The organism is Vibrio atlanticus, assembly GCF_024347315.1.
Lineage (GTDB): Bacteria > Pseudomonadota > Gammaproteobacteria > Enterobacterales > Vibrionaceae > Vibrio > Vibrio atlanticus.
In genome coordinates, this window is record NZ_AP025461.1 from 13,926 (window position 1) to 37,686 (window position 23,761).

Here is a 23,761-nt window from a genome sequence, read left to right on the forward strand (position 1 = left end):
ACATCGCTTTGAGGCTTTTCTCAAAGCGAGCGAAGCTAAGATAAGGTTGCGATAGCAATCTTATCAATCAGTTAGCTGTTTTCTATTTCTTTCGTCGTCACATCTCCTCTGTTTTCGTCAATGCCATTCTCCTTGTTATCAATGCCTTTCGGCTACATGGGTCGGCTCACTCCAACACACGCCATCTCATGCTCACAGCAAGGGCAGATTCTTATCGCTTTGCTCCTTATCGTTGCCGTTAGCGGCGGCATCATATAGACCAAGTTCAATAACAGCAGTTGAATGCGGGCTCTTAAGGCGTGTGCTTGACCACGTAAAAAACCGTAATCTCGTACTCGCTGCAACCCTTTGGGCAGCGCGTGCTGCAAAATGAGCAGTAAGAACTTCAGAGTGGGCAAGGTGCGCGTTCGCCATGCATTGGTCTGGCTCTCTTTATAGCGGAAGGTGACAGTATCATCTGTAATACTGATGATGTCTTCATCAGGCAGCACACCACGATAGAGATAGCGAGCCAAATAGCTCAACGCAGCCTGACCGTATCCCACTTGTCTGCAATCGACCACCCATTGTTTGGGTATGCCACTCGGCAACCACAACGTTGGGTGTTGATTAATGGCCTCTAGCATTCTTGCTCGCCAGACTTTGGCCAAAGCAAACACGTTAAAAAGGTAATGCTTGTTGCCTTTGTGCCAGGTTTGTCTTGATGGGTCGTATTGGCCTGCCGCCACGATAATGTGCAGATGTGGGTGCAAGTTTCGTTGTCGGCTGTGAGTATGCAACACGGCGGTAAAACCAAGTTCACCTTGGCGTTGCCGGTTGGCAAAATCCTTTAATACCCCTGATGCCACCTTAAACATACCGTTATATATCGCTTTAGGTTGATGTCTTGCTAAAACCCTTAGTTGATACGGCAAAGTGAAGGTCACCATGAAATAGTGAACAGGTAACCGCTTTTGCTGCTGACGTTGAAGCCAATCAGCGGTGGTGCGTTGTTGGCACTGAGGGCAGTGTCGATGACCACAAGAAAGCGGTAATCGGTCGTCGTGATGGCAGTGGCTGCAAAACCACTGTGACCGACCTTGTTGCTCTGTTTTGCAACGGAGCATCGCCGCAATGGCCCGATGCATATCGCCATTGAGCTGCGCATGATAGTGACGCTTAAGCGTAGAGTGGTGTTGGCGAAGCAGTTCAATAAAGGTACTCATGTAATGCTCCCCGTTAAGTCTAGAGCGTCAGTTAAATGGTTGATGGCCATCGCCGCATCACGCTGTTTTATCTGAGTCATTCGGGTGTAACGGGCAGTGGTATTAAGGCTTGCGTGACCCAGTAGCGTTTGCAGTGAACGCAGGTCAAGCCCTTGCTCAAGTAGGTGCGTTGCAAAGCAGTGTCTGAGTGAGTGGGGGCTGGCGTTTTTTTGGATGTCACACTCTTTGAGCACAAGCTTCATCGCTTTTTGAATGCCGCCTCTGTCCATCGGTGCGTCGTTACCTTTTCCAAGTCCGGGAAACAGTAAGCGAGGGTGCTTGTGGCTGAGCCAGTGTGTGCGGAGTGCCTTAAGCGTTCGCAGAGGAAGCGGCACCATTCGGTCTTTCCCGCCTTTTCCTTCCCGTATGTGAACCCGCATCGTTTGGCTGTCGATATCATGAACGGTGAGGTTAAGTCCTTCGCCAAGGCGTAATCCCATGCTGTAAAGAGTCAAGAAGAACACTTGATAGCGTGCCTGTCGCGTGTGGTTAATCAGCGAGCTGACTTGTTGCGGTGTGAGTATGTCTGGCAATCGTTTCACTTGTGGCGGCTTCACGATATTGAGCCATTCCCACTGTTTATCGAGCGTGTAGCGATAGAAAAACTGCAAGCCATTACGGTCGAGTTTAATGGTGCTCCACGAGTGGGTTTGGATAAGAGACGCAAAGAACTGTTTGAGGTCAGAGGTTGTTAATGTATCAGGGGCTCGGTCGAAATGAGCGGTGATCCGACGAACCGCACGGGAATAGGCATCAATAGTTGCAGGTCGTTTACCTTGCAGCTTTAGGTTGGTAAGGTGTTGTTCATAAAGGGTGTTGTAGCGTTTTAAGTCGGTGGCATTCATAAGTTACTCCTGTCAACGACCATCAGGGTGATGGTGTTACAAGAGTATGGTTCGCACTCGTTTTACTCTGCCGCGTAGCGGCTTCGTTCAACAAGTAATTACAAACGAGATGCTTGGGTATTCTTTTATCTCTATATCACTGGCCGAATAAGACCAGCGAAAGATTCCACTTAACACAAGCAAAAAGAGTGGGAGCTCCACTATAATCATCATGGGGAAAAGCATCAGCCAAAGCTCAGAGTTCTCTAAAAGCATCCCCCAGAAGTACTGTTGGAGATCAAGGCTAACCGACAGCATAGATTTCACTGACTTTACTTTCTAACCAATAACCAACATCTTCTTTCATTGTTGGATCGGGTATACCCCACGCAAAGACATTCAGCGTGAAATCATCATCTTCGATTAGAGAACAAAGTGCTTCTATTTTCCCGCGTAATACTTCTATATGTTCCATCTTAGCTTTAGGCATAAATACAAGAAGAACATCGCTTTTAAACTGACAACAAATATCAGAATCTCTAAACAATCCGTTTAAACGCTCTGTAATTTGCTCGATTAAAGCAAACATTTTTGCGTCTCCATTTTTAGACACATACTGCGCTAAATCAGGCAGGTGTAACCCCAATAATAAGTGCTCTTCTTCGTGGCGAAGTGCAATTCTATTAACCCAGCTAAGAAGATTAGAAAAATACCCGCCGTCTACTTTCCCGCTTAAGGTCAGTTCAGGCGCCGATAGCTTCACTCCATGACGGAATATATACTCTCCCTGAACTCCAAGTTTCAGCGAATAAATCTTCCTAACAACCAACTTTGAAATATCGTTTTTTGTACCACACTCGAAACAAGAAGCTAATGTCTCCGCCTCAGAAAAAGAGTGAGAGCATGAGTTACATGTATGGGTTTCTAAAGGACGATCATAATCCACTCCAATATGTCGAAGCTGAGTCAAACATTTCGGGCATTCTAATTTTTGGTTGCGTTTGAACAGCCCTTGTTCAGCAACATGGCCACACGTGAAACAATGGAGAGAGGTACGCTCAGTAATATCAATGTCTTTGCAAGAAGGACACGCTTCGATGTAGTTTAAGTGGGCACTGGCACATTCATGACACACTCTTACTCGATCGATTAAATCCTCAATTTCAAAAGTATCTCGCTTAGTCTCTGATAATACAAAACGATAAGTTGAACTTAACTCCGGATAGTAAAGCTCCACTAACGGATAGGAATATATCGATTTATGAGACAAATATTTGTGAGGTGATAATCGACGTGTTTGGTCCAAGCCTAACCACCCAACAAGAGGGTCTAATGTATCCGATGAGTCGATAATACTTTCTAACGTTCTTCGGTGTTGAATCACCTCTTCTTCAACACTTTCTGGATTTAAAGTGCCGTCTGATAAACACTCTGATAATGCACTATCGTCTAAAACATAAATCTTCCAAGACCAAAATTTCCTGCTACGATGGAGTTGGCTCATCACGTCGTCTTGCGAACTAAGATCGCCATTTAGAACTATGACGCCGCCCAATAATTCAGGGAGTTGATTAATGTCACTGACTGGCACGAGCTCAAATGATTCTCTGGTTTCAAGTGTAGGGGTTCCAAGGCAGTAAATTTTCAACTTATCTTTCATTCATTAACTCCAATTTCTTGACGCCATTACCGTCAAATAAACGTAACATTTGAAATTTCGAGCGATGCTATTGCATTACTTACCCTTATACAAATACTAGATATCGATATGAAAACCGTCCAATCATTAGCCAAAAAGATTAAATAAGCTCACCAATTAATTAACACCTACGAAACATGAATATTGTTAATACTTGGCATCAAAGCGGTTACATTCAAATCTAAAAATAGGTGTTGATAAGTGTTATTTTCGATAGCAGCACTTCCGGAATAATAGCGTTCTCAAACAAATTAAGCCTAATGCCCATGCTTTTTTGACCTCCTAAAAAAAAGAGCTCAACTAAGTGAGCTCTTTTTTATTATCGATATCTTGTTATCGTTAGTGTTGTTTCGTAGCGAGAACGATTAACCAAAGATAAAGCTGTATAGGAAACCTGCAGCCATCGCCATGCTTAGGATAACGAATAGAAATGCTGCAATCATTTGGTTTTTGAAGATTGATTTAAGCAGGATAACTTCTGTCAAACTTGCACCTGCACTACCAATGATCAATGCCATTACCGAACCTAATGCCATACCTTTTTGTACTAGAGCAGCACTTAATGGGATTACCGCTTCAGCACGAATGTACAGTGGGATACCAATCACGGCTGCTACTGGAATCGCATACCACATACCTTCACCGGCATACCGTACAATTAGGTCTGTAGGAATGAAGCCGTAGATGAATGAACCAATCGCAATACCCATCATTAGGTAAGGGAAAACTTGTTTGAAGTCTTTCCAAGTTGAGAACCAAATTCTCATCCAACGGCTAGGCTCTTTCTTCTCTACGATTTCAGCCGTTGCGCTTCCATCCGCTGAACAGCATGAAACAGTCACTTGTCGCTCTTCTTTTTTCGAATCACAGCAAGATGTTTCTTTTGCCATTACTGGTGCAGGTTCACCACATGCACTTGTGCCACATGAAGATTCTGTTTTAGCAGGTGCTGCTTTCTTAGGAGCAGAATCACCACAGCTAGTACCACAGCTTGAAGCAGAACCTGTCGATTCATACGCTTCAGGTTTTACGTAACGCTCAAAGCCAAGCTTCTCAAGTGCGTAACCTGCGACTACCGATACTGTCATTGCGACTAAGAAGTAGAACACAGCCACTTGCCAACCAAACGTAATTACGAACAAACCAATGATCACTGGGTTCAATAGTGGGCTACCGAATAGGAACACCATCATTGGTCCAAAACCCGCTCGTGCACGCAGCAACCCTTTTAAGAAAGGAATGGTCGAACATGAACAGAAAGGCGTAATCGCACCCAGTAGCGCTGCAACCACATAACCCTTGCCGTTACGCGAGCTCAGAATCGATTGAATCTTTTCTGGCGTAAGAAACTCTTGCAGAATCCCAACAATGTAGCTGATCGCTAAGAAAAGGATAATTAACTCTACTGCTAAGAAAGCGAACATATCAAGTGCGTCTTTTAGCATTGTTAACATTTCATTGCTCATAATTAACTCCAAACTGGATTGAAGGTCGGGCTCTATGAGAAAAGTAACCAACCCTTAATTTCGAATATTCTCGAATTATAGAAATAAACAGCTCCAGATCAAGCTTTACTTCGATAAAAATCGAAATGATTTTCTAAAACACACTTTTTCAATGACTTACACAGCCACCGTTTTTAAATTTGAATTCGGCATACATTTCGACTAACATCGAAATTAAATCTTGAGGAGTTAATATGAACTTAGAAGTCGTTGCTAAAGCACTTAAAGAGTTGGGGCATCCTATTCGTCTAACTATTTATAAGAGTGTCGTTAAAGCTGGCTACCAAGGCATTGCAGTTGGCGGCCTACAAGAAGAGCTAGGCATTCCCGGTTCTACCTTGTCTCACCACATATCAAGCTTGGCGTCTGCGGGCCTAATCAGCCAAAGACGAGAAGGGAGAACTCTATTCTGCGTGGCGGAGTATGAATGCCTAGAAGGTGTGATTGATTTCTTACAAGACGAGTGTTGCGTAAATGAACAGTGCAACTGATGCACCTTCGAACGGGGCACCTTTGAATAGTACATCTTTGAACTTAGAACAGGTTTGGGCTGAGTATCAGCAAGCGTTAAAGTCATTCTTGCATTCTAAGGTCAACAACACCGCCGATGTAGACGACCTGCTTCAAGAGATCTTGATTAAGACTTATCAGAACTTAGACAAGGTACAAGATGCGAGCAGTGTTAAGGCTTGGCTGTTCCAGTTAGCCAACAACACCATTATCGACTTCTACCGTAAACATGCACGCCAACAACGTGATAGCCAAATTGATGCTGAAGATCTGTGGTTTACCGATTTAGACCACGACTCTGAATTTAAGCAGAAGCTCTCATTGTGTATTGAACCTTTTATTCAGGCACTGCCAGAACAAAGTTCATCGCTACTGCTTGCTGTCGATATCAAAGGTCAAAGCCAAAAAGAGATCGCTGAGGCTCAAAACATCAGCTACTCAACCGTTAAGTCTCGTGTTCAGAAAAGCCGCGGGGATCTTAAGAACCTATTCGAACAATGCTGTAACCTGTCACTTGATCAACAAGGCAATGTGATTGACTGCGAGCTCAAACCAGATAACGATTGCAGTAAGTGCTAATAACCATCCCTAAAATAGAACAAAGCCAGCAGTTGATGCTGGCTTTGTTGTTTTCATAATCTGCAAATCACGCTTTGTTTATGCGAATCGAGTACTTAAGTGAACCCAGTGCTTGATCGTACCGAACTATGCTGCTTCCGCTTTTACCACGGGTTGATAGCGCCCCGGTTTATGATTCATCGCCAGAATCAAGTTGGTGACTATCGCACCAAGCACAGACAGAAGAACCAATGACACATCAACAATAAACAGTGAAAGCACAACAATCGTACAATCTAGTGCCATCTGAACCTTACCCGCACGAATCCCAAAACGTTCTTGTAAGAACAGCGCCAGAATGTTGAAGCCACCTAAGCTCATTTTATGACGGAAGATCACCAGCATGCCGGTACCAATTAAGCCACCACCAATTAACGCTGCATACAATGCATGAATTTCGGCAATTTGAATCACGTGATACAAGTGATCCACGGCGAACGAAACAATCGAAACCGCGATAAACGTATTGATGGTGAAGCGCCAGCCCATACGAGCGACCGACAAAATATAGAAAGGTAAGTTAAGAGCGAAGAACACTTGGCCAAAGCTTAGGTCTGTTACTTTGGTAATGAAGATCGCTAGACCAGCCGTGCCTCCGGTGAGCAAACCGACTTGGTTGAAAAAGATAACGCCGAGTGAAACTAGTGCGCTACCTAAGAGCAGTGCCAGTAAATTTTCGCGAAGGTTATGATCTTTATCCATGTGAATGACTCTCCCTGAATCTTTTAATATCGCGTTTCAGTCCCGTTGAAACGATTGAAGTACAAATTTACGATGTTTAACAGATAAGTCGAGTAATTGCGCAGTGTTACTGAGTGATTAATTTGTATACTAGTTTTTACAGGCTTTAAAATACTTCACTAAAGCAAGCAGTTATATCTACAAAATTAAATATCCATCCTAAATTCTCCGCTTCTACCACATAATCAGCGAGCTTCGTGTTTTCCTATTTATTAGCTACGTTTCATTCCAATTCCAGCGATGCATCAATCCATGCATAGCTCTATGCATAAAACGCATAGACTAAATCACAAAAGGTCATTTGATACATACCCTACTCGTCATTATGATGCGCGACTTCTTACAACATTGAGCGCATGTAAACACCTTATGTTTTCACAATCTCTTTTTGCCCAACTCGCCAGAATGACGCTATTCCTTGTCATTAGTTTGGTAATTGTGCATCACAGTCAGCCATTGATCGATCTCTTGGCTCAGCATGCCGTTAGCAGTGGATGCCACCAGCAGTCAGCGCATGAGCATTCCGGGCACGAACACCACAATAAAATGACTGACCAACACATGTCAGCGCAAGACCACTCACATCACCACCATTAATTTAAGAGTATTAGAATGAGCATTTTCCGTTTTCCTTTACTGGTATGGCTTGGGATCGGCACACTTATTATCAGTCTAGGGATCAGACAATCATTCGGCATTTTCATGATGCCAATTTCAGAGCATTTCGGCACCGGCCGTGAGTTTTTCAGCTTCGCCATTGCTCTACAAAACCTGCTGTTCGGTGTGTTCCAGCCTTTTGTGGGCATGGCCGCTGACAAATGGGGAGCAAGACGCATCATTATTGCAGGTGCATGTGCTTACGGTTTGGGTTTATTTCTTACCTCAATGTCTACCGAATCAAGCATGCTTTACGTTTCACTAGGCGCATTGGTTGGCCTTGGGTTAAGTGCAACAAGCTATGTGATTGTATTAGGCGCTGTAGCAAAAGTTGTACCTGCAGAACACGCAGCTAAAGCATTCGGTCTAACCACAGCTGCAGGTTCATTTGGTATGTTCGCGGTAATTCCGGGTGCGCAATACATGTTGAACGAGTTTGATTGGCAAAGTGCGATGCAAGTATTTGGCGTGCTTTGTTGTTTGATGATCTCATTTGCGCTGTTTATGCGAGCACCGAAGTTAGCAACCAATAAACAAGTACAAGACACCCAGACACTGAAAGAAGCACTGTCTGAAGCGTTTTCGAACAAAAGTTATTGGTTGATTCACGCAGGCTTCTTCGTGTGTGGTTTCCACGTGATGTTCATTGCAACGCACTTACCAAGTTACTTAGCAGACAAAAACTTACCTGCGAGTAGTGCAGCAATGGCGCTGGCTTATGTGGGTATCTTCAACATCTTCGGATCTTACTTCTGGGGTGTGATGGGCGATAAGTTCAGCAAGCGTCATGTGATGTCTGCACTGTACTTAGTACGTACTGTGGTTATCGGTGCGTTTGTGACTCTGCCAGTGACTGAATCAACCGCGGCAATCTTCGGTGCGGCGATTGGTTTCTGTTGGTTGGGTACGGTTCCGCTAACGTCTGGTTTAGTTCGTCAGATCTTCGGTGCTCGTTACCTGTCGACGTTGTACGGCTTGGTATTCTTTACTCACCAAGTGGGTAGCTTCTTAGGCGCTTGGGTTGGTGGTCGTATTTACGATTACTACGGTTCTTACGAGCCAATCTGGTGGTCAACCGTGGTACTTGCATTTGCGGCAGCGCTTATCCATTTACCAATCAATGACAAGCCGATTGAGCGACTGAAATTGGCAATGGCTTAACGTTTAACGCTGACTCCCCCACTAGCGTAAACAACAAGTCGTTCCAATAAAGCGAGTGAGTATTGAAAGGAAGCATCCTGATATACTCACTCGCTTTTTTGTTAGTCACTATTTCACCAATTAAAACGGTCGATATTTGCATAAACCTCACTGAATAATAAGACTATCCTTTTCGTTTTAATTTATAGTATCCACTCGCTCCTTTATAACTAATCCGCAGGCTTATGGAATACATAGATCAGACTGTCCTTATCGCAATGGCACTCATTTTTGCTGGCTCATTTGTGCAAACCGCAATCGGCTTTGGTTTGGCTATTGTTGCAGCCCCACTGCTGTTTTTGGTCTCACCAGACTATGTACCTGCGCCTATCTGCTTGGTTGGCCTGTTTATCTCTTTATTCAACGCCTTTAAACACCGTGCAAACATTTCTATTGGCGGGTTAAAAATCGCATTGCTGGGCCGCATTCCAGGCTCATTGGCAGGCGGAGCATTATTGGTGATGGTTTCAACGAGCGTGTTGTCATTATGGTTGGGCTTATTGGTCGTATTTGCAGTGATTGTCAGCTTGCTTCCATTTAGGTTAGAGCCGACGCCTGCCAAAATGGGCATCGCGGGATTCTTCTCAGGATTTTTTGGCACCAGTTCAGGTATTGGTGGTCCACCTATGGCACTGCTACTCCAACACCAAGATGCCAATCAGCTGCGTGGCAACTTGTCTGCCTTTTTTGTCTTTAGTTCAATCATTTCGTTGATTGTTCAGATCCCAATTGGCTTCTTCACTATGCACCATTTGATCATCACCATACCTTTGCTGCCTGCGGCTTGGTTGGGTTACAAAGTGGCGTTGATGACCACGCAAAGCATTCCTAAAGAGAAGATACGAATTGGTTCTTTACTGTTATGTTCTATCAGTGGCTTTACTGCCATTTGGCAGGGCTTAGCTGGTTAGTATAGAGATAACGTAAGTACTGAAGGTTGCTTACGTTTTGTAACTATTTTGATGACAGCTCACTCATCTCGATAAGCAAGCGCATATGACTGACTAGTGACGTTATCCATTATGCTCAAATACCCTAATGCGGCGCCTTATTTAAGCTTTAAAGTCAGTACCACACTGTCGTAAACATCTCTATCTGGCGGTCACGATTCCCTCTCAATCACCATCAATGAACCATTACTGCATAAACCATTTTTTCATGAGCTTTTTGTATACAGAGCTCAGACTGTTCAAATTAGACTAAATGTTCAATTGAGAGCGTAGTTGCATTCACTATATCTCTATATACTCGAGCAATCATTAGCCAGGCAGATGAGCACGCTCAGTATTAAGGACATTCATATGAAACAACTTGGATTTAAGCAAGTTCTTTTAGTCGCAGTATCAGTAATAATCGCAATAAGTGTTGGTTCAGCCAACTATTTATCATATCAGAGTAAGAAGGAAGCACTCACTGACACTATTTATCAGAGCACACAAGACCGTATTCGCATTGAAGGGAATAAGGTTGAGACTTACCTGGAAGCTAAAACACAAGCAGTAGCAAAAATAGCCACTGATTACCGTCAAAATAATTATCAAGATAGACACGCCGAGCGAATGCGCGTGGGCTCATTGGGTGCTGATGTTGCGAACCTAATGATAGGTTTTGACAATGGTGATGCTTATGCCTCATTCGATTACCCGGGCTGGGATAATCACAAAAGCCCATCAAGCTACGACCCTCGTAGTAAAGCTTGGTACAAAGAAGGTAAGCGTTCAGGAAGCCTTGTATATACAGACCCATATACAGACTCCACAACAGGTACCTTAATGGTGAGCATTGGTAAAGATGTTGGTAACGGTGTGCTATTGGCAGACATTCCACTCGATGTTCTAAGTGACACTGTCTCTGAAATCGACCTCAACGGTGCTATTTCGATGATGATGACCAATGACATGACGGTGCTGGCTAGCACATCCAATGTGGTTAAGGTGGGCACTAAATTAACGGATTACGCTTCTTTGAAAGACGTTGCAAAAAAAGCACAAAATTCAGAAAGCACAATCGTTAATTATAGTATCAACGGCGTTGAGAAAGTGATGTTCAGCCATGCGGTTAGCTATGGTGATAAAGAGTGGTACCTACTTGTTGGATTAGACAAAAGCGTCGTATTCGCAGCGCTAGAAGTCGCTCAACAGCAAGCAATTATGATCACGATCGTCTACCTATTGATCAGCGTAGTTGCCACGTTATTCATTCTCAATATTCTTTACAAACCCATCCTAGCGTTGAAAGAAACCATTACAGGGCTATCAAATGGTGATGGTGATTTAACTCAGAGACTCGAAGTAAAGAAACACGATGATTTAGGGCAAATCGCATCTAGTATAAACCAATTCATCGAGCATATACAAGACTTGATGCTAAAAATTGACGCAGCATCGTCTGAACTGAAAGAAAATGTGCAGCAACTTGAACATAAATCAGATGAAAATAACCACATTTTGAATCAGCACGTGCAAGAAACTGAACAAATTGTCACTGCCATTGAAGAAATGAGTTCAACAGCTGACGCCGTTGCCCAAAATGCAGGTGAAACGGCGCAATCAACTAAAGTTGCGTCGGATATCGGGGAGCAATCACTCAATGCTGTCGGTGATGCACAAATGAAGGTTAATGCACTAGTTTCTGAGATAGAGAACACATCATCGAACCTAGAAAGCATGAGCCAAGAAACTAAAGGGATCAGTGATATTTTGACAGTGATTGGTGAAATCGCAGAACAGACCAATCTCCTTGCGTTAAATGCAGCGATTGAAGCAGCACGAGCGGGTGAGCAAGGTCGTGGGTTTGCAGTAGTAGCGGATGAAGTGAGAGCCTTAGCGAGTCGAACACAAGCGAGTACACAACAGATTGAACAAGCGCTGACTCGATTGCTTTCAGTGAACAAGAATGTTGAAGAGTCTATGAATAAGACGAAAGGGACTTGTGACGAAACATTTAATAACACCGAGAAAGTGGGCAGCAGCTTAAATGAGCTAACGTCACAAGTAACGGGGATCAATGACCTAAGTATTCAAATTGCAACGGCCGCAGAAGAGCAAAGCAGCGTCACTCAGGAAATTAGTCGTAACATGGTGGCTCTGAGTGACATTGTAAATGAACTCAACAAAAATGGAGATCAAGCTTTGGTGCAAACCAACAATATCTCCCAAGTAAACGAACGACTGGCATCAATGGTTGGTATGTTTAAACTACGTTAATTTCTACTAAAACAGTTAGTTAGAATGAAACCCGTAGTGTATGGAGGTTATAGTTTCAAATAGCGTCTATAGTTTTTCAATAGCAGTCATCGTTTAAAATAGCCGCCTTCTCCGAAGGCGGTTTTTTATTCCTCTCTTTCAAAAGCCCCACCAGAGCTCTTCTAGGCAAGTTTATTACTCATTTGCTATCTCTTAGAAACATCGGCAACAAAGGTTCTATTTTTTGCGTCGGAATCAGTGGCACCAATAGGTAGATCAAACCGGCAAAGGCGATAGACGCAGCTAAGTCTTCAGGGCGGTGCATACCAAGCCAAACTCGGCTATACGCCACGCCACCAGCCCAAACTAGCAAACCGCCGACTAAGTAAAAACGTTTCGCTTCCAGGAACAAGCCGCCAAAGAACGCCAGACACACGCCAACGAAAATCATGTGCCCAGATGGGAAAGAATAGTCAGTCTCACCTAGCCAATGACGTGTTCGCCACTCACTCACCTTATCTTTCACAGATGTAATCGCTGCATTCTTTTCTACCAATGGCAGTTCGTAAAACAGCTCTGGCATGTCAACGACTTCTTGGGTCACCAAATACTCAGAATAAGGACGCGGGCTTTCTGTAGAGTGCTTTAAGAAAGTTTTTGCTGCAAAGCTGAGAACCAACAACAAGCCGAGCTGCAGACAAAGGCTGACGAGCTTAGCTTTGGAAAATTTCATCGTGAGCAATACCAAAGACAAAACAGCTAGCGTTACCAAGAACCCTTGATTACCCGCCGAGTAAGTCACAAACGTTATGAAGGCGCCTTGGAAAGGCGAAACCGCAGCCCCAAGGTCAAAATAAGATCCAAAGATCAAAAACGGTACGAGAGAAGACAAACTTAAAACGAGCAGTAATAAGCCTTTGGATTTGTTAGAGAACGGAGATGTCATGACTAAGATCTTTTGGATAAAGTGGATGGATGCTAGCGCAGCTTAGCACTGCCAATATCAATTTTATGTCAAAACGGTCATTAAGCCGTCATGGTCTAACAATGTTCGATTGATGAACCTCTTGAGTATTGATTCAGTGAACGGCCACGCCAGCACCAATAATGTTCGACATCCACTGATGTTCATAGAGCAACAAAGACCACTCAAACCAGCTGAGACAAAGGCATTATCCCACTAAAGACTGCCGGACACGTTCTGCTGATAAAGTGAACACTTACCCGATTATAAGGCTGGAATCTGAAAAACTTTGCTGTCAGTCCTTTAAATCCACTATTGAAAGGATTACCATCTGGTCTGCTTTCAAAGCAAAACAGATTATTAATTTTTATTCTCAGGGCGGGGCGAAATTCCCCACCGGCGGTATGTTTTTAGCAAAATCTAAAGATAAGCCCGCGAGCGCTCGATTCGTCGAGGTCAGCAGATCTGGTGAGATGCCAGAGCCGACGGTCATAGTCCGGATGAGAGAGAATGAAAACACACTCGTTTAAGTTGGAAAGGTGTACCTATTTATTAGGTTCATGCCTCCAACTTAGACGGGTGCATTTCGTTTTGGATAAAACCATAATGAGCTAATACCAATCACAGTAAATAAATGATCAGAGATAGCGCAGGAAAAACGCTTGAGAACAAGGCAAAATTTTTCGATAAGTAGTTATTCTACAGTCAAAAATTTTAACGCCGTTATCAAGGGTTTTAACCAGCTAGAATGACCAGTTGTTTACTACGATTGGTACAAGTTGACTTGTAATGAGTCTGCTTTGTTGTGCTCGGTTGAGATCCCTCATACAGCCCTGATTCTGGTGATATTTTAGGAGTTTAACCATGAATCAGTCTTCACTACTTGCCGAATTTGGCGAACCAATCACTCGCGTTGAAAACGCACTGCAAGCTCTACGCGAAGGTCGTGGCGTACTTCTACTTGACGATGAAGATCGCGAGAACGAAGGCGACATCATCTACTCAGTAGAACACCTAACTAATGCGCAAATGGCGCTTATGATCCGAGAATGCAGTGGTATTGTGTGCTTATGCTTAACAGACGAGCAAGCGAACCAACTTGAACTCCCACCTATGGTTGTTGATAACAACAGCGCAAACCAAACTGCGTTTACCGTCACTATCGAAGCAAAAGTCGGCGTAACAACAGGTGTTTCTGCCGCTGACCGTGTAACAACGATCAAGACAGCTGCAAACCCAACGGCTAAGCCTACTGACCTAGCTCGCCCTGGCCACGTATTCCCATTACGCGCTCGTAAAGGTGGTGTACTGGCTCGCCGCGGTCACACAGAAGGTACTGTGGATCTAATGCAAATGGCTGGTCTTCAATCGGCAGGTGTACTGTGTGAAGTTACCAACCCAGACGGCACGATGGCAAAAGCGCCAGAGATCGTTGCTTTCGGTAAAATGCACAACATGCCTGTACTGACCATTGAAGATATGGTGATGTACCGCACTGAGTTCGACCTAAAACTGGCTTAATGTTTAATATTTAATGCTTAGTGCTTAGTGCTTAGTATCCCGATATTAACTCAAGCGCATTGACCTAAACAGATCTAGGCTCACCAATGGAGCCAAGCTTATTTTAAACAGGGCATAGTGACTGTCACTCAAACAGCTTTTACAGCTGACTGATACCGTCCAATAAACCCTGTTAGAATCAGAACCGCATACAAAAATTAGAGCCTCACTGATTTCAGTGGGGCTTTTTTCATACTCACGTCCGATAAAAAACCGAGCCAATTAGCAACTATTATCATTAACAATACACAATTGTTATGTTATAACATCGCAAATGATTACTCATAACTAGGACAAAAGCATGAAAAAGCTTGCCGCACTGGCGCTACTTTCCATCAGTGCACTACTCATATGGATATTTTTACCATCAAAAGAAACACAACCAACAACGCTAAACATTTCTGGCCCCTTTGAATTTACCGACCAAGATTTATCTAAAAACGGCTATTTATTTACACGGTTACAAGTCGTTGAAGCGCTTACTGCTATCGATAAGTCAGGCAACGTCACCCCTTTATTAGCGAAAGAATGGACAACTAACGCAAACAATTTACGCTGGGAATTCACATTGCGCCCAGACGTTGTGTTCCACGATGGCTCCCCGCTTACCGCGCAAGCTGTTCAAACTTCTCTTTCTCACGCTTTAAAAAAACCTGGCGTATTAAAGCGTGTACCTATCAAAGAGGTATCAGCTTCAGACAACCTTCTAGTGATAGAACTATCTCAACCTTACCGACCATTGCTGGCAGTGTTAGCTCATTACACAGCAGCGATTGCAGCACCAAGTTCGTTTGATCAACAAGGAAATGTTGCACAGCTGAGTGGTACAGGTCCTTATAAAATCCAAGAGTTACAAGCGCCTCATAAAGCGCATGTTGTCAAAAATGCGGACTACTGGGGCACAAAAGCCTCGATTGAACATGTTCACTACCTTGCAGGTCATCGCTCTGAAAGCCGTGCTTTGTTAGCACAAACCGGTCAAGCTGATCTGGTTTACACACTCGATCCAGCCAGTATCGACCTACTTGAGTCAGCAAAGAATGTTGAATTGGTGATGGAGTCCATCCCAAGAACGATCCTAATTAAGTTGAATAATGAACACCCACTTTTGAATCATTCAGATGTGCGTCAAGCTATCAGTTTAGCTTTGGACCGAACGGGTATTTCAAAACAAATTGTCCGCGTTCAAGGCTCTGAAGCCTATCAACTGTTTGCCCCTTCTCTTGGCGCATGGCACATCAATAACCTTGAGCAAACTCAGCGCAATATCGACCAAGCGAAAACATTACTTGCAGGGCAAGGTTGGCAGGAAAATGAGGAAGGTCTCCTTTCGCGAGAAGGCAAAACATTCGATATTACTTTAACTACCTACTCAGACAGACCAGAGCTGCCTATCGTAGCTACCGCGATTCAAGCTCAGCTCAAAGAAGTCGGCATTCAAGTGAATGTTTCTATCGATAACTCAAGTGCAATTCCATCAAAGCACAAAGACGGCACATTAGAAATGGCGCTCGTGGCGCGTAATTTTGGCACTACGGCGGATCCCCTAGCCTTACTAATGCGCGACTTTGCTAGCCATAAAGGCAGTGACTGGGGACCAATGAACTGGTCTTCTGATGAGTTCAGCAGCTTGCTTGAACGCCTATCGGTTGAACCAAACCAAGAACAATATAATCTAATGACTCAAGAGGCTTCATCCATATTAGCGGAAGAAATGCCGCTGATTCCTGTGACTTTCTACACTCAATTAGTCGCGGTGAATGAACGTGTTAACCACTTCTCATTTGACCCATTTGAAATCAACTATCGCATCTCAGAGATGACGATTAATGATTAATATCTTAATCCGAAGAGTACTCCAAGCTGGCTTTGTGGCTTGGAGTATCGGAACACTCACTTTCATTTTAATGCGCTTGTTACCCGGCGACTTTGCTTTTCGAATTGCAGCGGGTCGCTATGGGTATGATTATGTGGATGCGGATGCGGCACAAGCGGTTTATCAAGAGCTAGGGCTTGATCGTTCGGGCTTGCAGCTATACCTCGAATGGCTATGGGATCTTCTCCATTTTGATTTGGGAACATCATTGATTAGTGGCACCCCCGTCATTGATGAAATCAGCCACCAGCTCGGGCATTCCATTTTATTGGCAGTCGTCGCGACCGTCATTTCTCTTCTCATTGCCATCCCAATCGGTATTTATTGTGGAAAACGGACCGACTCTTTTGCAGACCATTTCTCGCTATTAGGTTCCATCATCTTAAGAGCTCAGCCTGTATTTTTAATAGGTTTGGCCTTGGTGATTATATTTTCGTTACAGCTGAATTGGCTTCCTGTGGCAGGCTTTGGTCGAGTCGAGTTTATCATTTTGCCCGCCCTCGCCTTGGCACTATCGCTGGCTGCAATGTCTAGTCGTCTTATAAGAAACGCCACTCACGATGCCATCACAGCACCGCACTTTTTATTCGCTCGTTTAAAAGGACTCAGTGAGGCGCAAGCTTTCCAGCATCACGCTCATAAACACATCGCTTTACCTGTTATTACTTTTGTTGGTGTTCAAGCAACCGGGTTAATTGAAGGGATCATTATGATCGAGTCATTGTTCTCCTGGCCAGGTATTGGGCATGCATTGGCGCATGCGATTTTCCGTAGAGATATTCCAATGATTCAAGGGGCAGCATTGCTGATGGGGCTTCTATTTGTGGTCATCAATACCTTAGTCGATCTTGTTAACTACCTATTGGATCCAAGGCAACGCGCGAATAAAACTTCAGGTTTATTTTCAAAATTCGCGCCTAATAGACCACAAGCAGAACCCAAAAGAAAGAAGGTTAAGATCGTATGAATTTAACAAAACCGCAATGGTTAGGTCTGATTATCTTAGCCGCTTTATTATGCCTAGTCATGCTAGAGCGGACTGTCTATCAAGGTGATATTGCCAAGCAAAATTTAGACCTTGCATTCACAACGCCTTCTGTCGAAGAACCTTTAGGCAGAGACCATTTTGGACGCAGTAATTTAGCGAGATTAAGCCACGCCATTACCACCTCACTTTCCATGGCATTAATCAGTATTACCACCGCAGCGTTGTTAGGGACGTCAATGGGAGTAATAGCCGGCTGGAAACAAGGATGGTGGGATAAAATCTTTTCATTCAACGTGAATATGATACTCGCCATGCCCGGCTTAATTCTTGTTTTACTTTTTGCGGCTATGGTTCCGGGATCATTCCTCATTCTATATATCGCCATATCGCTCATGCTGTGGGTGGATTTTTTCCGCGTGTCACGCAACCGAACGTTGTCACTCATTCAGTCACCTGCAGTAGAAGCCTCTCGGCTTTATGGGTTCAACCACTGGTATATATTCAAGCGTCACTTGTGGCCAGATTGCCGAAATGATTTATTCACCTTGTTCTGTTTTGGTACGGGTAATTCAATACTGGCACTCGCGTCTTTAGGCTTTCTACATGTTGGGCTTAAGCCGCCAGAAGCTGAGCTCGGCTTAATGATGGTTGAACTGTTCCGTTACTACCACCAAGCCCCTTGGGTTTTGATTCAACCGGTACTGACCGTTTTTCTTCTGGTATTAAGCTTTCATTTATTAGCTCAAGGAAAACGTCACACGCAATCCTCAAAAAACCATGCGCATAAAAAACCGGGAGCTAAACAAGAAAAAACCCAACTAGGCAAACAAACGGATAAAGGAGTAGCAGCATGAACGCAATGTTAAAAATTGAAAACCTGTCGATTCAAACTGATACTCAAACCTTAGTCCAGGGCTTAAGTTTAGATTTATATCCTCAGCGTCCGCTCACCATCTTGGGCGAAACAGGGGCGGGGAAAAGCCTAATCGCGGCAGCTATCGCCGGCACCTTGCCCGATGCCTTAAAACCAGAGGGCGACATTACTTTGTTTAATGAGCTTAACCCTTTAAATCGAGAACGTTTTTGGGGTAAAGAAATCGCTTTGCTACCTCAAGAACCTTGGTTAGCACTCAACCTGCTTCGGACTATAGGATCGCAGATAAGCGAAGTTCATAAGCTGGTTTTAAACGAAGGTCGTTCCCAGAGTGACACACTCACCCATCGTGCACTTCAACAAATGGATCTGGGCAAAGATGGAGATAAACACCCATTTGAACTCTCGGGCGGAATGGCGCAACGTGCTGCGTACTTATGTGCGACTCAAGCTGGAGGCAAACTGTTAATTGCCGATGAACCCACAAAAGGCTTAGACGAAAGCCGACGTGATCACGTTGGGCAACTTCTCCTTTCTCACTGCCAACAACTTGAAAATGGCAAACCCGGTGGCCTGCTCACCATCACTCACGACATTAAGCTGGCTAAAATGCTAGGTGGTGACATCATTGTCATGAAAGAAGGGGCAATTGTTGAAAGGGGAGACGCTAAAGCCATTTTAGATCAGCCACAAGCGGCCTACACAAAAGCGCTAATACAAGCTCAACCTGAGTATTGGTCTCTTGATCAGCCAACTTCCTCGCAACCTTCAAATGAATCAAATAGTCACGCTACTCCCTCAGAGGTTGGCATACAAAGCGAGCTGAAGCCATTGCTTGAAGTTGAAAGTTTAGCTATTTATCGCGATCAAAGAACACTCTTTTCAGATCTGACGTTCTCATTATCACAAGGTGAAATACTGGGAGTTTATGGTGACAGCGGATGCGGAAAGTCTTCTCTCGCCGATACTTTACTAGGGTTGCATCACGACTTTTCCGGCAATATCGACTGGCTTAAAAAAATCGAAAAAGGACAACGCCTTAAGCTTTACCAAGATCCACCCAGTGCGCATTCTCCTCACACAACACTAAAAACGTTACTTAATGACTTATGTGCGCTTCACAAGCTAAATCGCTCCAAGATACCCGTACTTCTAGATAGATTGAGCCTTGATTCTGCATTACTTGAGCGTCCTTCAAGCCAAGTATCAGGGGGAGAATTGCAGAGGTTTGCGATTTTACGAGCGCTACTGATGAGTCCAAAACTATTAATTGCAGATGAACCCTCATCACGATTAGACCCCATCACAGCAGCCCAAACGCTAAAGCTGATTGTTGAAGTATCGAAAGAAGCTAACTGCGGCCTAATTTTGATCAGCCATGATCAACTGGCTTTGAGTAAGCTATGCAATAAAGTGATCGACTTATCGCGCTATTGATTTATCTAGCTATTGATTTCTGGAACGATCGACTTAAACGAGCTTCGCGGTTATCTGTCTTCTCAGTGGTACATTCGCCGTAAATCTTTAGTCATACCTTCACTATCTACTCACTGAATGTACATCTCTGTGTAACCCAACCTGACTAACCTTGCATAAGAGGTTAGCCAGATTGTAGCTATTTATGCTTCAGCCATAGCAAAGTCTAGAAACTATAAACACCTCTAACCTCTTCTATCGCACTCACTCGAATGGTGAGGTGATGCACCAGTATTGGTCATCCACAAGCGGGATTAAAATATAAGTCGTTGAAATATAATGTTTATCAATTTTGGCACAAATCGTGAACTACCACTAAGTAGGTATTCAGATATTAGGAGTTGAATATGTTGGTCGTTATTTCAGTGGGTTTATCCCTATTAGTACTTGCAGCGCTGTGTCATTTCTCAAAGAAGAGACAAACAGCGCTATCACACCGGTTTGAAACCTTAGTTCTACTCAGACAGTTATTGTTGCTATCACGCAAACATCGCGCGGCAACGCATTATGCTCTGGCGTATCAATTGACGAGCGACTCAATTCGAAAAGTGAATCAGATTTACGACAACATACTTGAGGTATCTGAACTGCTTCAATCTCATGTGTCGTTTGACAGCCGTCCGATGTATCGCATTTATCATCTCAAACTCATCGCTATGCACAATGACTGGCAAAACCGTAGCTTAGTACGTAATCAATCGATTCATGGAAAAACGATTCGTCACAGCATGTTCTTGATGGATGAAGTGATGATCATCTGGCTGATTCAATCAGAACGAGAAGACATGAGCCGTGAGTACCACATGAACTGGCAACAGATCTTGGATTGCATGGAGATCCTGACCAAGTTGAGAATGGCCATCCCTGGGATAGAAAAGGCGGATATGGAGAAGCCTGAGGAGTACGCGAGATTCAAATTCTATGCATCTCAGACTCACCGTAAACTCAACCAATTATCAATTATCTGCCCTATTAGCAGTGGATCACCAGTTTGCACTCGAGCGATGCATGCACTCGCAGAAATCGCATCGAGCAACGAATTAACCCAACCGACAGATAGCTTATACGAATTAACCAGTGATATTTCTAGCGTCGTATCGCAAGTTTACGACCAAGTATTATCCGACATTACTAGAAACTTGTATCAGCCTTTACCTGACATCAACGATAAGGCGATAAACACCCGATTATCGGTACACAGATACGTGTAAAGACTTCGTGAGAGGAGAGCGTGTGGAACTCTGAATGATTGAGTTCAAATCCGATATCACCTTTGATATCGGATTTTTGTATTTATGTGTTTATGCCTTGTGTACTTATGTACTTGTGTACTTGTGTACTTAGAATATATAACCTCAAACATCACCAGACTTAATATCGCTAGACCAAGCTTCTGCTGCAAAATCAATGAACTGACGAACAACAGGCAGCTGATAACTGCGAGACAGATACACCGCCCAAAGCACACTGCTGGGTGAAACAAAGTCATCCAATATTCGTTTCAATTTACCATTCGCAATCAGTGGATTGGCTAAATCACAAGGTAAGCGAACAATCCCTTTTCCATGCTGTGCGGCGCGAGTTAATACCCCAACATCGTTAGCCTTGATAGTGCCAGACACCTCAACCGAATAGTGCTGGTTATCCTTAACGAAATCCCACTTAGAAACACTCAAATGGCGAAAACAATTGTGCTGTCGAAGCTCGTCGACCGTTTTAGGTTCTCCATGCTTGTCTAGGTAGACTTGAGAGGCACACACCACTGAATCAATTTCCATGAGCTTTCGAGCAATCAAACTATCGTCAGGTTGGTCAGTATAGCGAAGGGCAATATCTATTCTCTCATCCACCAACTGCGCAAAACGATCTGATGCAAACAACTCGACCGTTATATTAGGGTGACGCTCTGTGAATTGCTCAACCACATCCAACAGCATGTTTTGAGTTAAACCAATCGGCGCTGCAATTCGAATTACCCCTGAAAGATCGTCGGTTTGATTGAGTGAAGTGACTTCTAGCTCTGCGGTTTCATGGAGTATCTTCTCGCAACGTTGCAGCGCAATCTCTCCTGCCGCTGTCAAACTGACCTTACGAGTAGTTCTGTGCAGTAACCTTTGTTTTAACCACCCTTCAATCTCTTGAACATGCCGTGAAACCTGCAACCGGCTCATATCTAAGTGCTCAGCTGCTTGAGTGAAGCTGGCACAATTTGCGACTTCAACAAAGCTACGCATCGCCGTCAGCCTATCCATCACACACTCCTTAAGCTATTTAACAGCTAATCAAATCTTATTAGATCACTAAATAGATACAATCTACATCATTTTACGATATTTATCGCAACCTAGTGAGCTATTAGACTGCAATGGCTGTCGAGAAACAGACTCAATAAATTAGATAATTGGAGAGACATTATGAAAATTGCAGTATTAGGCGCATCTGGTTGGATTGGTAGTCACATTGCTCAAGAAGCTCAATCTCGTGGTCACGAAGTTGTTGCTGTTGTAAGAGATGCAAGCCGCATAGAAATCAGCGATGTTGAAGTTCGTTCATTTGATTTACAAGATGAAGCAGCAAGCCTTGCAACCGCACTATCCGGCGTTGATGCAGTAATCACTTCGATTGGCGGACGTGCTTTGGGTAATCACGACATCGTAAAAAGCACAGCAACTAAGCTGCTTGAGACACTGCCAAGCATTGGTATCGAGCGCCTGCTTTGGGTTGGCGGTGCAGGTTCATTAGAAGTGGCGCCAAACGTACCGTTAGTGACCGTTCCTGACTTCCCAGCAGATTACAAAAACGAAGCGCTAGCACAGGGTGAAGCTCTTGAAGTGTTCAAGCAATCAAACAACGAGGTTAACTGGACGTTTGTTAGCCCTGCAGCAGAAATTTTCCCGGGCGATAAGCTATCAACCTACCGCACAGGTGGTGATCAGCTGCTCACCGACGAAAATGGCAACAGCAAAATTTCAGTCAGCGACTACGCGATTGCGATGATTGATGAGCTCGAAGCTGGCAAGTTCCCACGTCAACGTATTGGTGTCGCTTACTAGTCAATTCATATATAAAAACTAAAAAAGCCGCTTGTTCACAACAATGCGGCTTTCTCATCTTTACATTGAGCATTCCTTTAATCCAATGGCAAGTGACCCGTTTTCACTAGGATAACCGTCTCTTCTTCCACATAAGGGAAATGCTCGCTCATATGAGGGCTACGCATCCAAGTGTGTTTTGGATACACGCCATGTTCATCTTTAAAAGTGCCTGACAACACAAAGATCTCTTCACCACCAAAATGACGGTGTGGCTGAAAGCGCTCACCAACGGGCCATTTCACCAAGGCCACATTTTCGTGCTCAAAACCATGTAGCGGCATCACTTGTAAGCCACCGATGCCCGGAAGCCATTCCGTTTCTAGGGTATTGATACGAACTTGAGTTAAGTCTCTCGCATCAAACTGATTAAGCTTCACCAAGATCGTGCAGCCATCTTTGCTTGATGGAGAATGCGCACTGCCCGGGGGATTACGGATATAAGTGCCGGCAGGGAAATCTCCAGTTTCATCTGAGAACACACCCTCTAATACGAATATCTCTTCGCCTTGCGGATGCGGGTGCTCAGAAAACGAAGATTCAGGATCGTACTTCACCACGCTAGTCGTGTGACCCGATTCTTTCTCTTCTCTTTCAAGCGGCTTACGCCAAACCCCTTTGGCAGGGCTTGCAATCCAGTCTAATGATTCGGTTTCAATAACCAGCTTTTTTGAAAAGTCCATGTTGAACATAATGGCGACCTTACTCTTGTTATTTTTCTATACGTTCTGTCTACATTTTATTCTAG

Annotated in this window: 20 protein-coding genes, 1 pseudogene and 1 riboswitch; of the genes and pseudogenes, 12 read left to right on the plus strand and 9 right to left on the minus strand. The window is 44.0% G+C overall.

All coding sequences use genetic code 11. The features are described 5' to 3' along the window. Positions 1-152 precede the first annotated feature (152 nt). The 5 genes and pseudogenes from OCV30_RS15785 to OCV30_RS15805 form a co-directional block, all read right to left on the minus strand. A complete protein-coding gene (locus tag OCV30_RS15785; RefSeq protein ID WP_261879027.1) occupies positions 153-1,205 on the minus strand; it encodes an IS91 family transposase in 1,053 nt (350 codons plus the stop codon). Then, positions 1,202-2,089, minus strand: coding sequence for a tyrosine-type recombinase/integrase (locus tag OCV30_RS15790; RefSeq protein ID WP_065678933.1), 888 nt, complete (start codon positions 2,087-2,089; stop codon positions 1,202-1,204). The genes OCV30_RS15785 and OCV30_RS15790 overlap by 4 nt, the downstream gene beginning before the upstream one ends. Positions 2,090-2,179: 90 nt before the next feature. Then, positions 2,180-2,386, minus strand: a pseudogene (locus OCV30_RS15795) (glycosyltransferase family 2 protein); the annotation flags it as partial. Continuing rightward, a complete protein-coding gene (locus OCV30_RS15800) occupies positions 2,373-3,728 on the minus strand; it encodes a TackOD1 domain-containing metal-binding protein (RefSeq protein ID WP_065678935.1) in 1,356 nt (451 codons plus the stop codon). The gene OCV30_RS15800 and the pseudogene OCV30_RS15795, both read right to left, overlap by 14 nt. 404 nt (positions 3,729-4,132) lie before the next feature. After that, the gene (locus OCV30_RS15805; RefSeq protein ID WP_065678936.1) at positions 4,133-5,233 is read right to left on the minus strand and encodes a permease; all 1,101 of its coding nucleotides are present in this window, start codon (positions 5,231-5,233) and stop codon (positions 4,133-4,135) included. 233 nt (positions 5,234-5,466) lie between these two features. Between OCV30_RS15805 and OCV30_RS15810 the strand changes: the two genes are divergently transcribed. Next, entirely contained in the window at positions 5,467-5,763 is a 297-nt protein-coding gene (locus OCV30_RS15810) for an ArsR/SmtB family transcription factor (protein ID WP_004733042.1), read from the plus strand. After that, positions 5,747-6,361 carry an RNA polymerase sigma factor SigZ gene (sigZ, locus tag OCV30_RS15815; RefSeq protein WP_065678937.1) on the plus strand — a complete coding sequence of 205 codons (615 nt, stop codon included), beginning with the start codon at positions 5,747-5,749 and terminating at the stop codon, positions 6,359-6,361. The genes OCV30_RS15810 and sigZ overlap by 17 nt, the downstream gene beginning before the upstream one ends. A gap of 126 nt (positions 6,362-6,487) precedes the next feature. Here the strand turns inward: sigZ and OCV30_RS15820 are convergent, their stop codons facing one another. Beyond that, the gene (locus tag OCV30_RS15820; RefSeq protein WP_029222369.1) at positions 6,488-7,102 is read right to left on the minus strand and encodes a DUF6198 family protein; all 615 of its coding nucleotides are present in this window, start codon (positions 7,100-7,102) and stop codon (positions 6,488-6,490) included. A 651-nt stretch (positions 7,103-7,753) separates the two neighbouring features. On the opposite strand from OCV30_RS15820, the gene OCV30_RS15830 reads away from it, so the two are divergent. The 3 genes from OCV30_RS15830 (at position 7,754) to OCV30_RS15840 (ending at position 12,204) form a co-directional block, all read left to right on the plus strand. Beyond that, positions 7,754-8,959 carry an MFS transporter gene (locus OCV30_RS15830; protein ID WP_065678938.1) on the plus strand — a complete coding sequence of 402 codons (1,206 nt, stop codon included), beginning with the start codon at positions 7,754-7,756 and terminating at the stop codon, positions 8,957-8,959. A 224-nt stretch (positions 8,960-9,183) separates the two neighbouring features. Next, positions 9,184-9,909, plus strand: a complete 726-nt coding sequence (locus OCV30_RS15835) for a sulfite exporter TauE/SafE family protein (RefSeq protein WP_167351949.1) — start codon at positions 9,184-9,186, stop codon at positions 9,907-9,909. A gap of 390 nt (positions 9,910-10,299) precedes the next feature. Beyond that, positions 10,300-12,204, plus strand: a complete 1,905-nt coding sequence (locus OCV30_RS15840) for a methyl-accepting chemotaxis protein (RefSeq protein WP_065678939.1) — start codon at positions 10,300-10,302, stop codon at positions 12,202-12,204. Positions 12,205-12,382: 178 nt separating this feature from the next. Here OCV30_RS15840 and OCV30_RS15845 read toward each other — a convergent pair whose 3' ends face one another. Beyond that, positions 12,383-13,129, minus strand: coding sequence for a phosphatase PAP2 family protein (locus OCV30_RS15845; protein WP_065678940.1), 747 nt, complete (start codon positions 13,127-13,129; stop codon positions 12,383-12,385). Positions 13,130-13,512: 383 nt separating this feature from the next. After that, positions 13,513-13,663, plus strand: a riboswitch (FMN riboswitch). A gap of 348 nt (positions 13,664-14,011) precedes the next feature. Between OCV30_RS15845 and ribB the strand changes: the two genes are divergently transcribed. The 6 genes from ribB (at position 14,012) to OCV30_RS15875 (ending at position 21,132) form a co-directional block, all read left to right on the plus strand. Then, positions 14,012-14,668, plus strand: coding sequence for a 3,4-dihydroxy-2-butanone-4-phosphate synthase (gene ribB / locus OCV30_RS15850; RefSeq protein ID WP_004733029.1), 657 nt, complete (start codon positions 14,012-14,014; stop codon positions 14,666-14,668). A gap of 340 nt (positions 14,669-15,008) precedes the next feature. Further along, positions 15,009-16,544 carry an ABC transporter substrate-binding protein gene (locus OCV30_RS15855; protein ID WP_065678941.1) on the plus strand — a complete coding sequence of 512 codons (1,536 nt, stop codon included), beginning with the start codon at positions 15,009-15,011 and terminating at the stop codon, positions 16,542-16,544. Continuing rightward, positions 16,537-17,550 (plus strand): ABC transporter permease, encoded by a 1,014-nt coding sequence (locus tag OCV30_RS15860; protein WP_065678942.1) that lies wholly within the window; start codon positions 16,537-16,539, stop codon positions 17,548-17,550. Before OCV30_RS15855 ends, OCV30_RS15860 begins: the two co-directional genes overlap by 8 nt. Beyond that, the gene (locus OCV30_RS15865) at positions 17,547-18,425 is read left to right on the plus strand and encodes an ABC transporter permease (protein WP_065678943.1); all 879 of its coding nucleotides are present in this window, start codon (positions 17,547-17,549) and stop codon (positions 18,423-18,425) included. Before OCV30_RS15860 ends, OCV30_RS15865 begins: the two co-directional genes overlap by 4 nt. After that, positions 18,422-19,882 (plus strand): ABC transporter ATP-binding protein, encoded by a 1,461-nt coding sequence (locus tag OCV30_RS15870; RefSeq protein WP_065678944.1) that lies wholly within the window; start codon positions 18,422-18,424, stop codon positions 19,880-19,882. Before OCV30_RS15865 ends, OCV30_RS15870 begins: the two co-directional genes overlap by 4 nt. Positions 19,883-20,268: 386 nt before the next feature. Next, positions 20,269-21,132, plus strand: a complete 864-nt coding sequence (locus tag OCV30_RS15875) for a hypothetical protein (protein WP_065678945.1) — start codon at positions 20,269-20,271, stop codon at positions 21,130-21,132. A gap of 144 nt (positions 21,133-21,276) precedes the next feature. Here the strand turns inward: OCV30_RS15875 and OCV30_RS15880 are convergent, their stop codons facing one another. Beyond that, entirely contained in the window at positions 21,277-22,173 is an 897-nt protein-coding gene (locus OCV30_RS15880) for a LysR family transcriptional regulator (RefSeq protein ID WP_065678946.1), read from the minus strand. Between the two features lie 162 nt (positions 22,174-22,335). On the opposite strand from OCV30_RS15880, the gene OCV30_RS15885 reads away from it, so the two are divergent. After that, complete coding sequence (locus tag OCV30_RS15885; protein WP_065678947.1) at positions 22,336-22,974, plus strand: NAD(P)-dependent oxidoreductase; 639 nt, start codon at positions 22,336-22,338, stop codon at positions 22,972-22,974. Positions 22,975-23,051: 77 nt separating this feature from the next. On the opposite strand, the gene OCV30_RS15890 is transcribed toward OCV30_RS15885, so the two are convergent. Continuing rightward, the gene (locus OCV30_RS15890; RefSeq protein WP_004733021.1) at positions 23,052-23,705 is read right to left on the minus strand and encodes a cupin domain-containing protein; all 654 of its coding nucleotides are present in this window, start codon (positions 23,703-23,705) and stop codon (positions 23,052-23,054) included. Positions 23,706-23,761 lie beyond the last annotated feature (56 nt).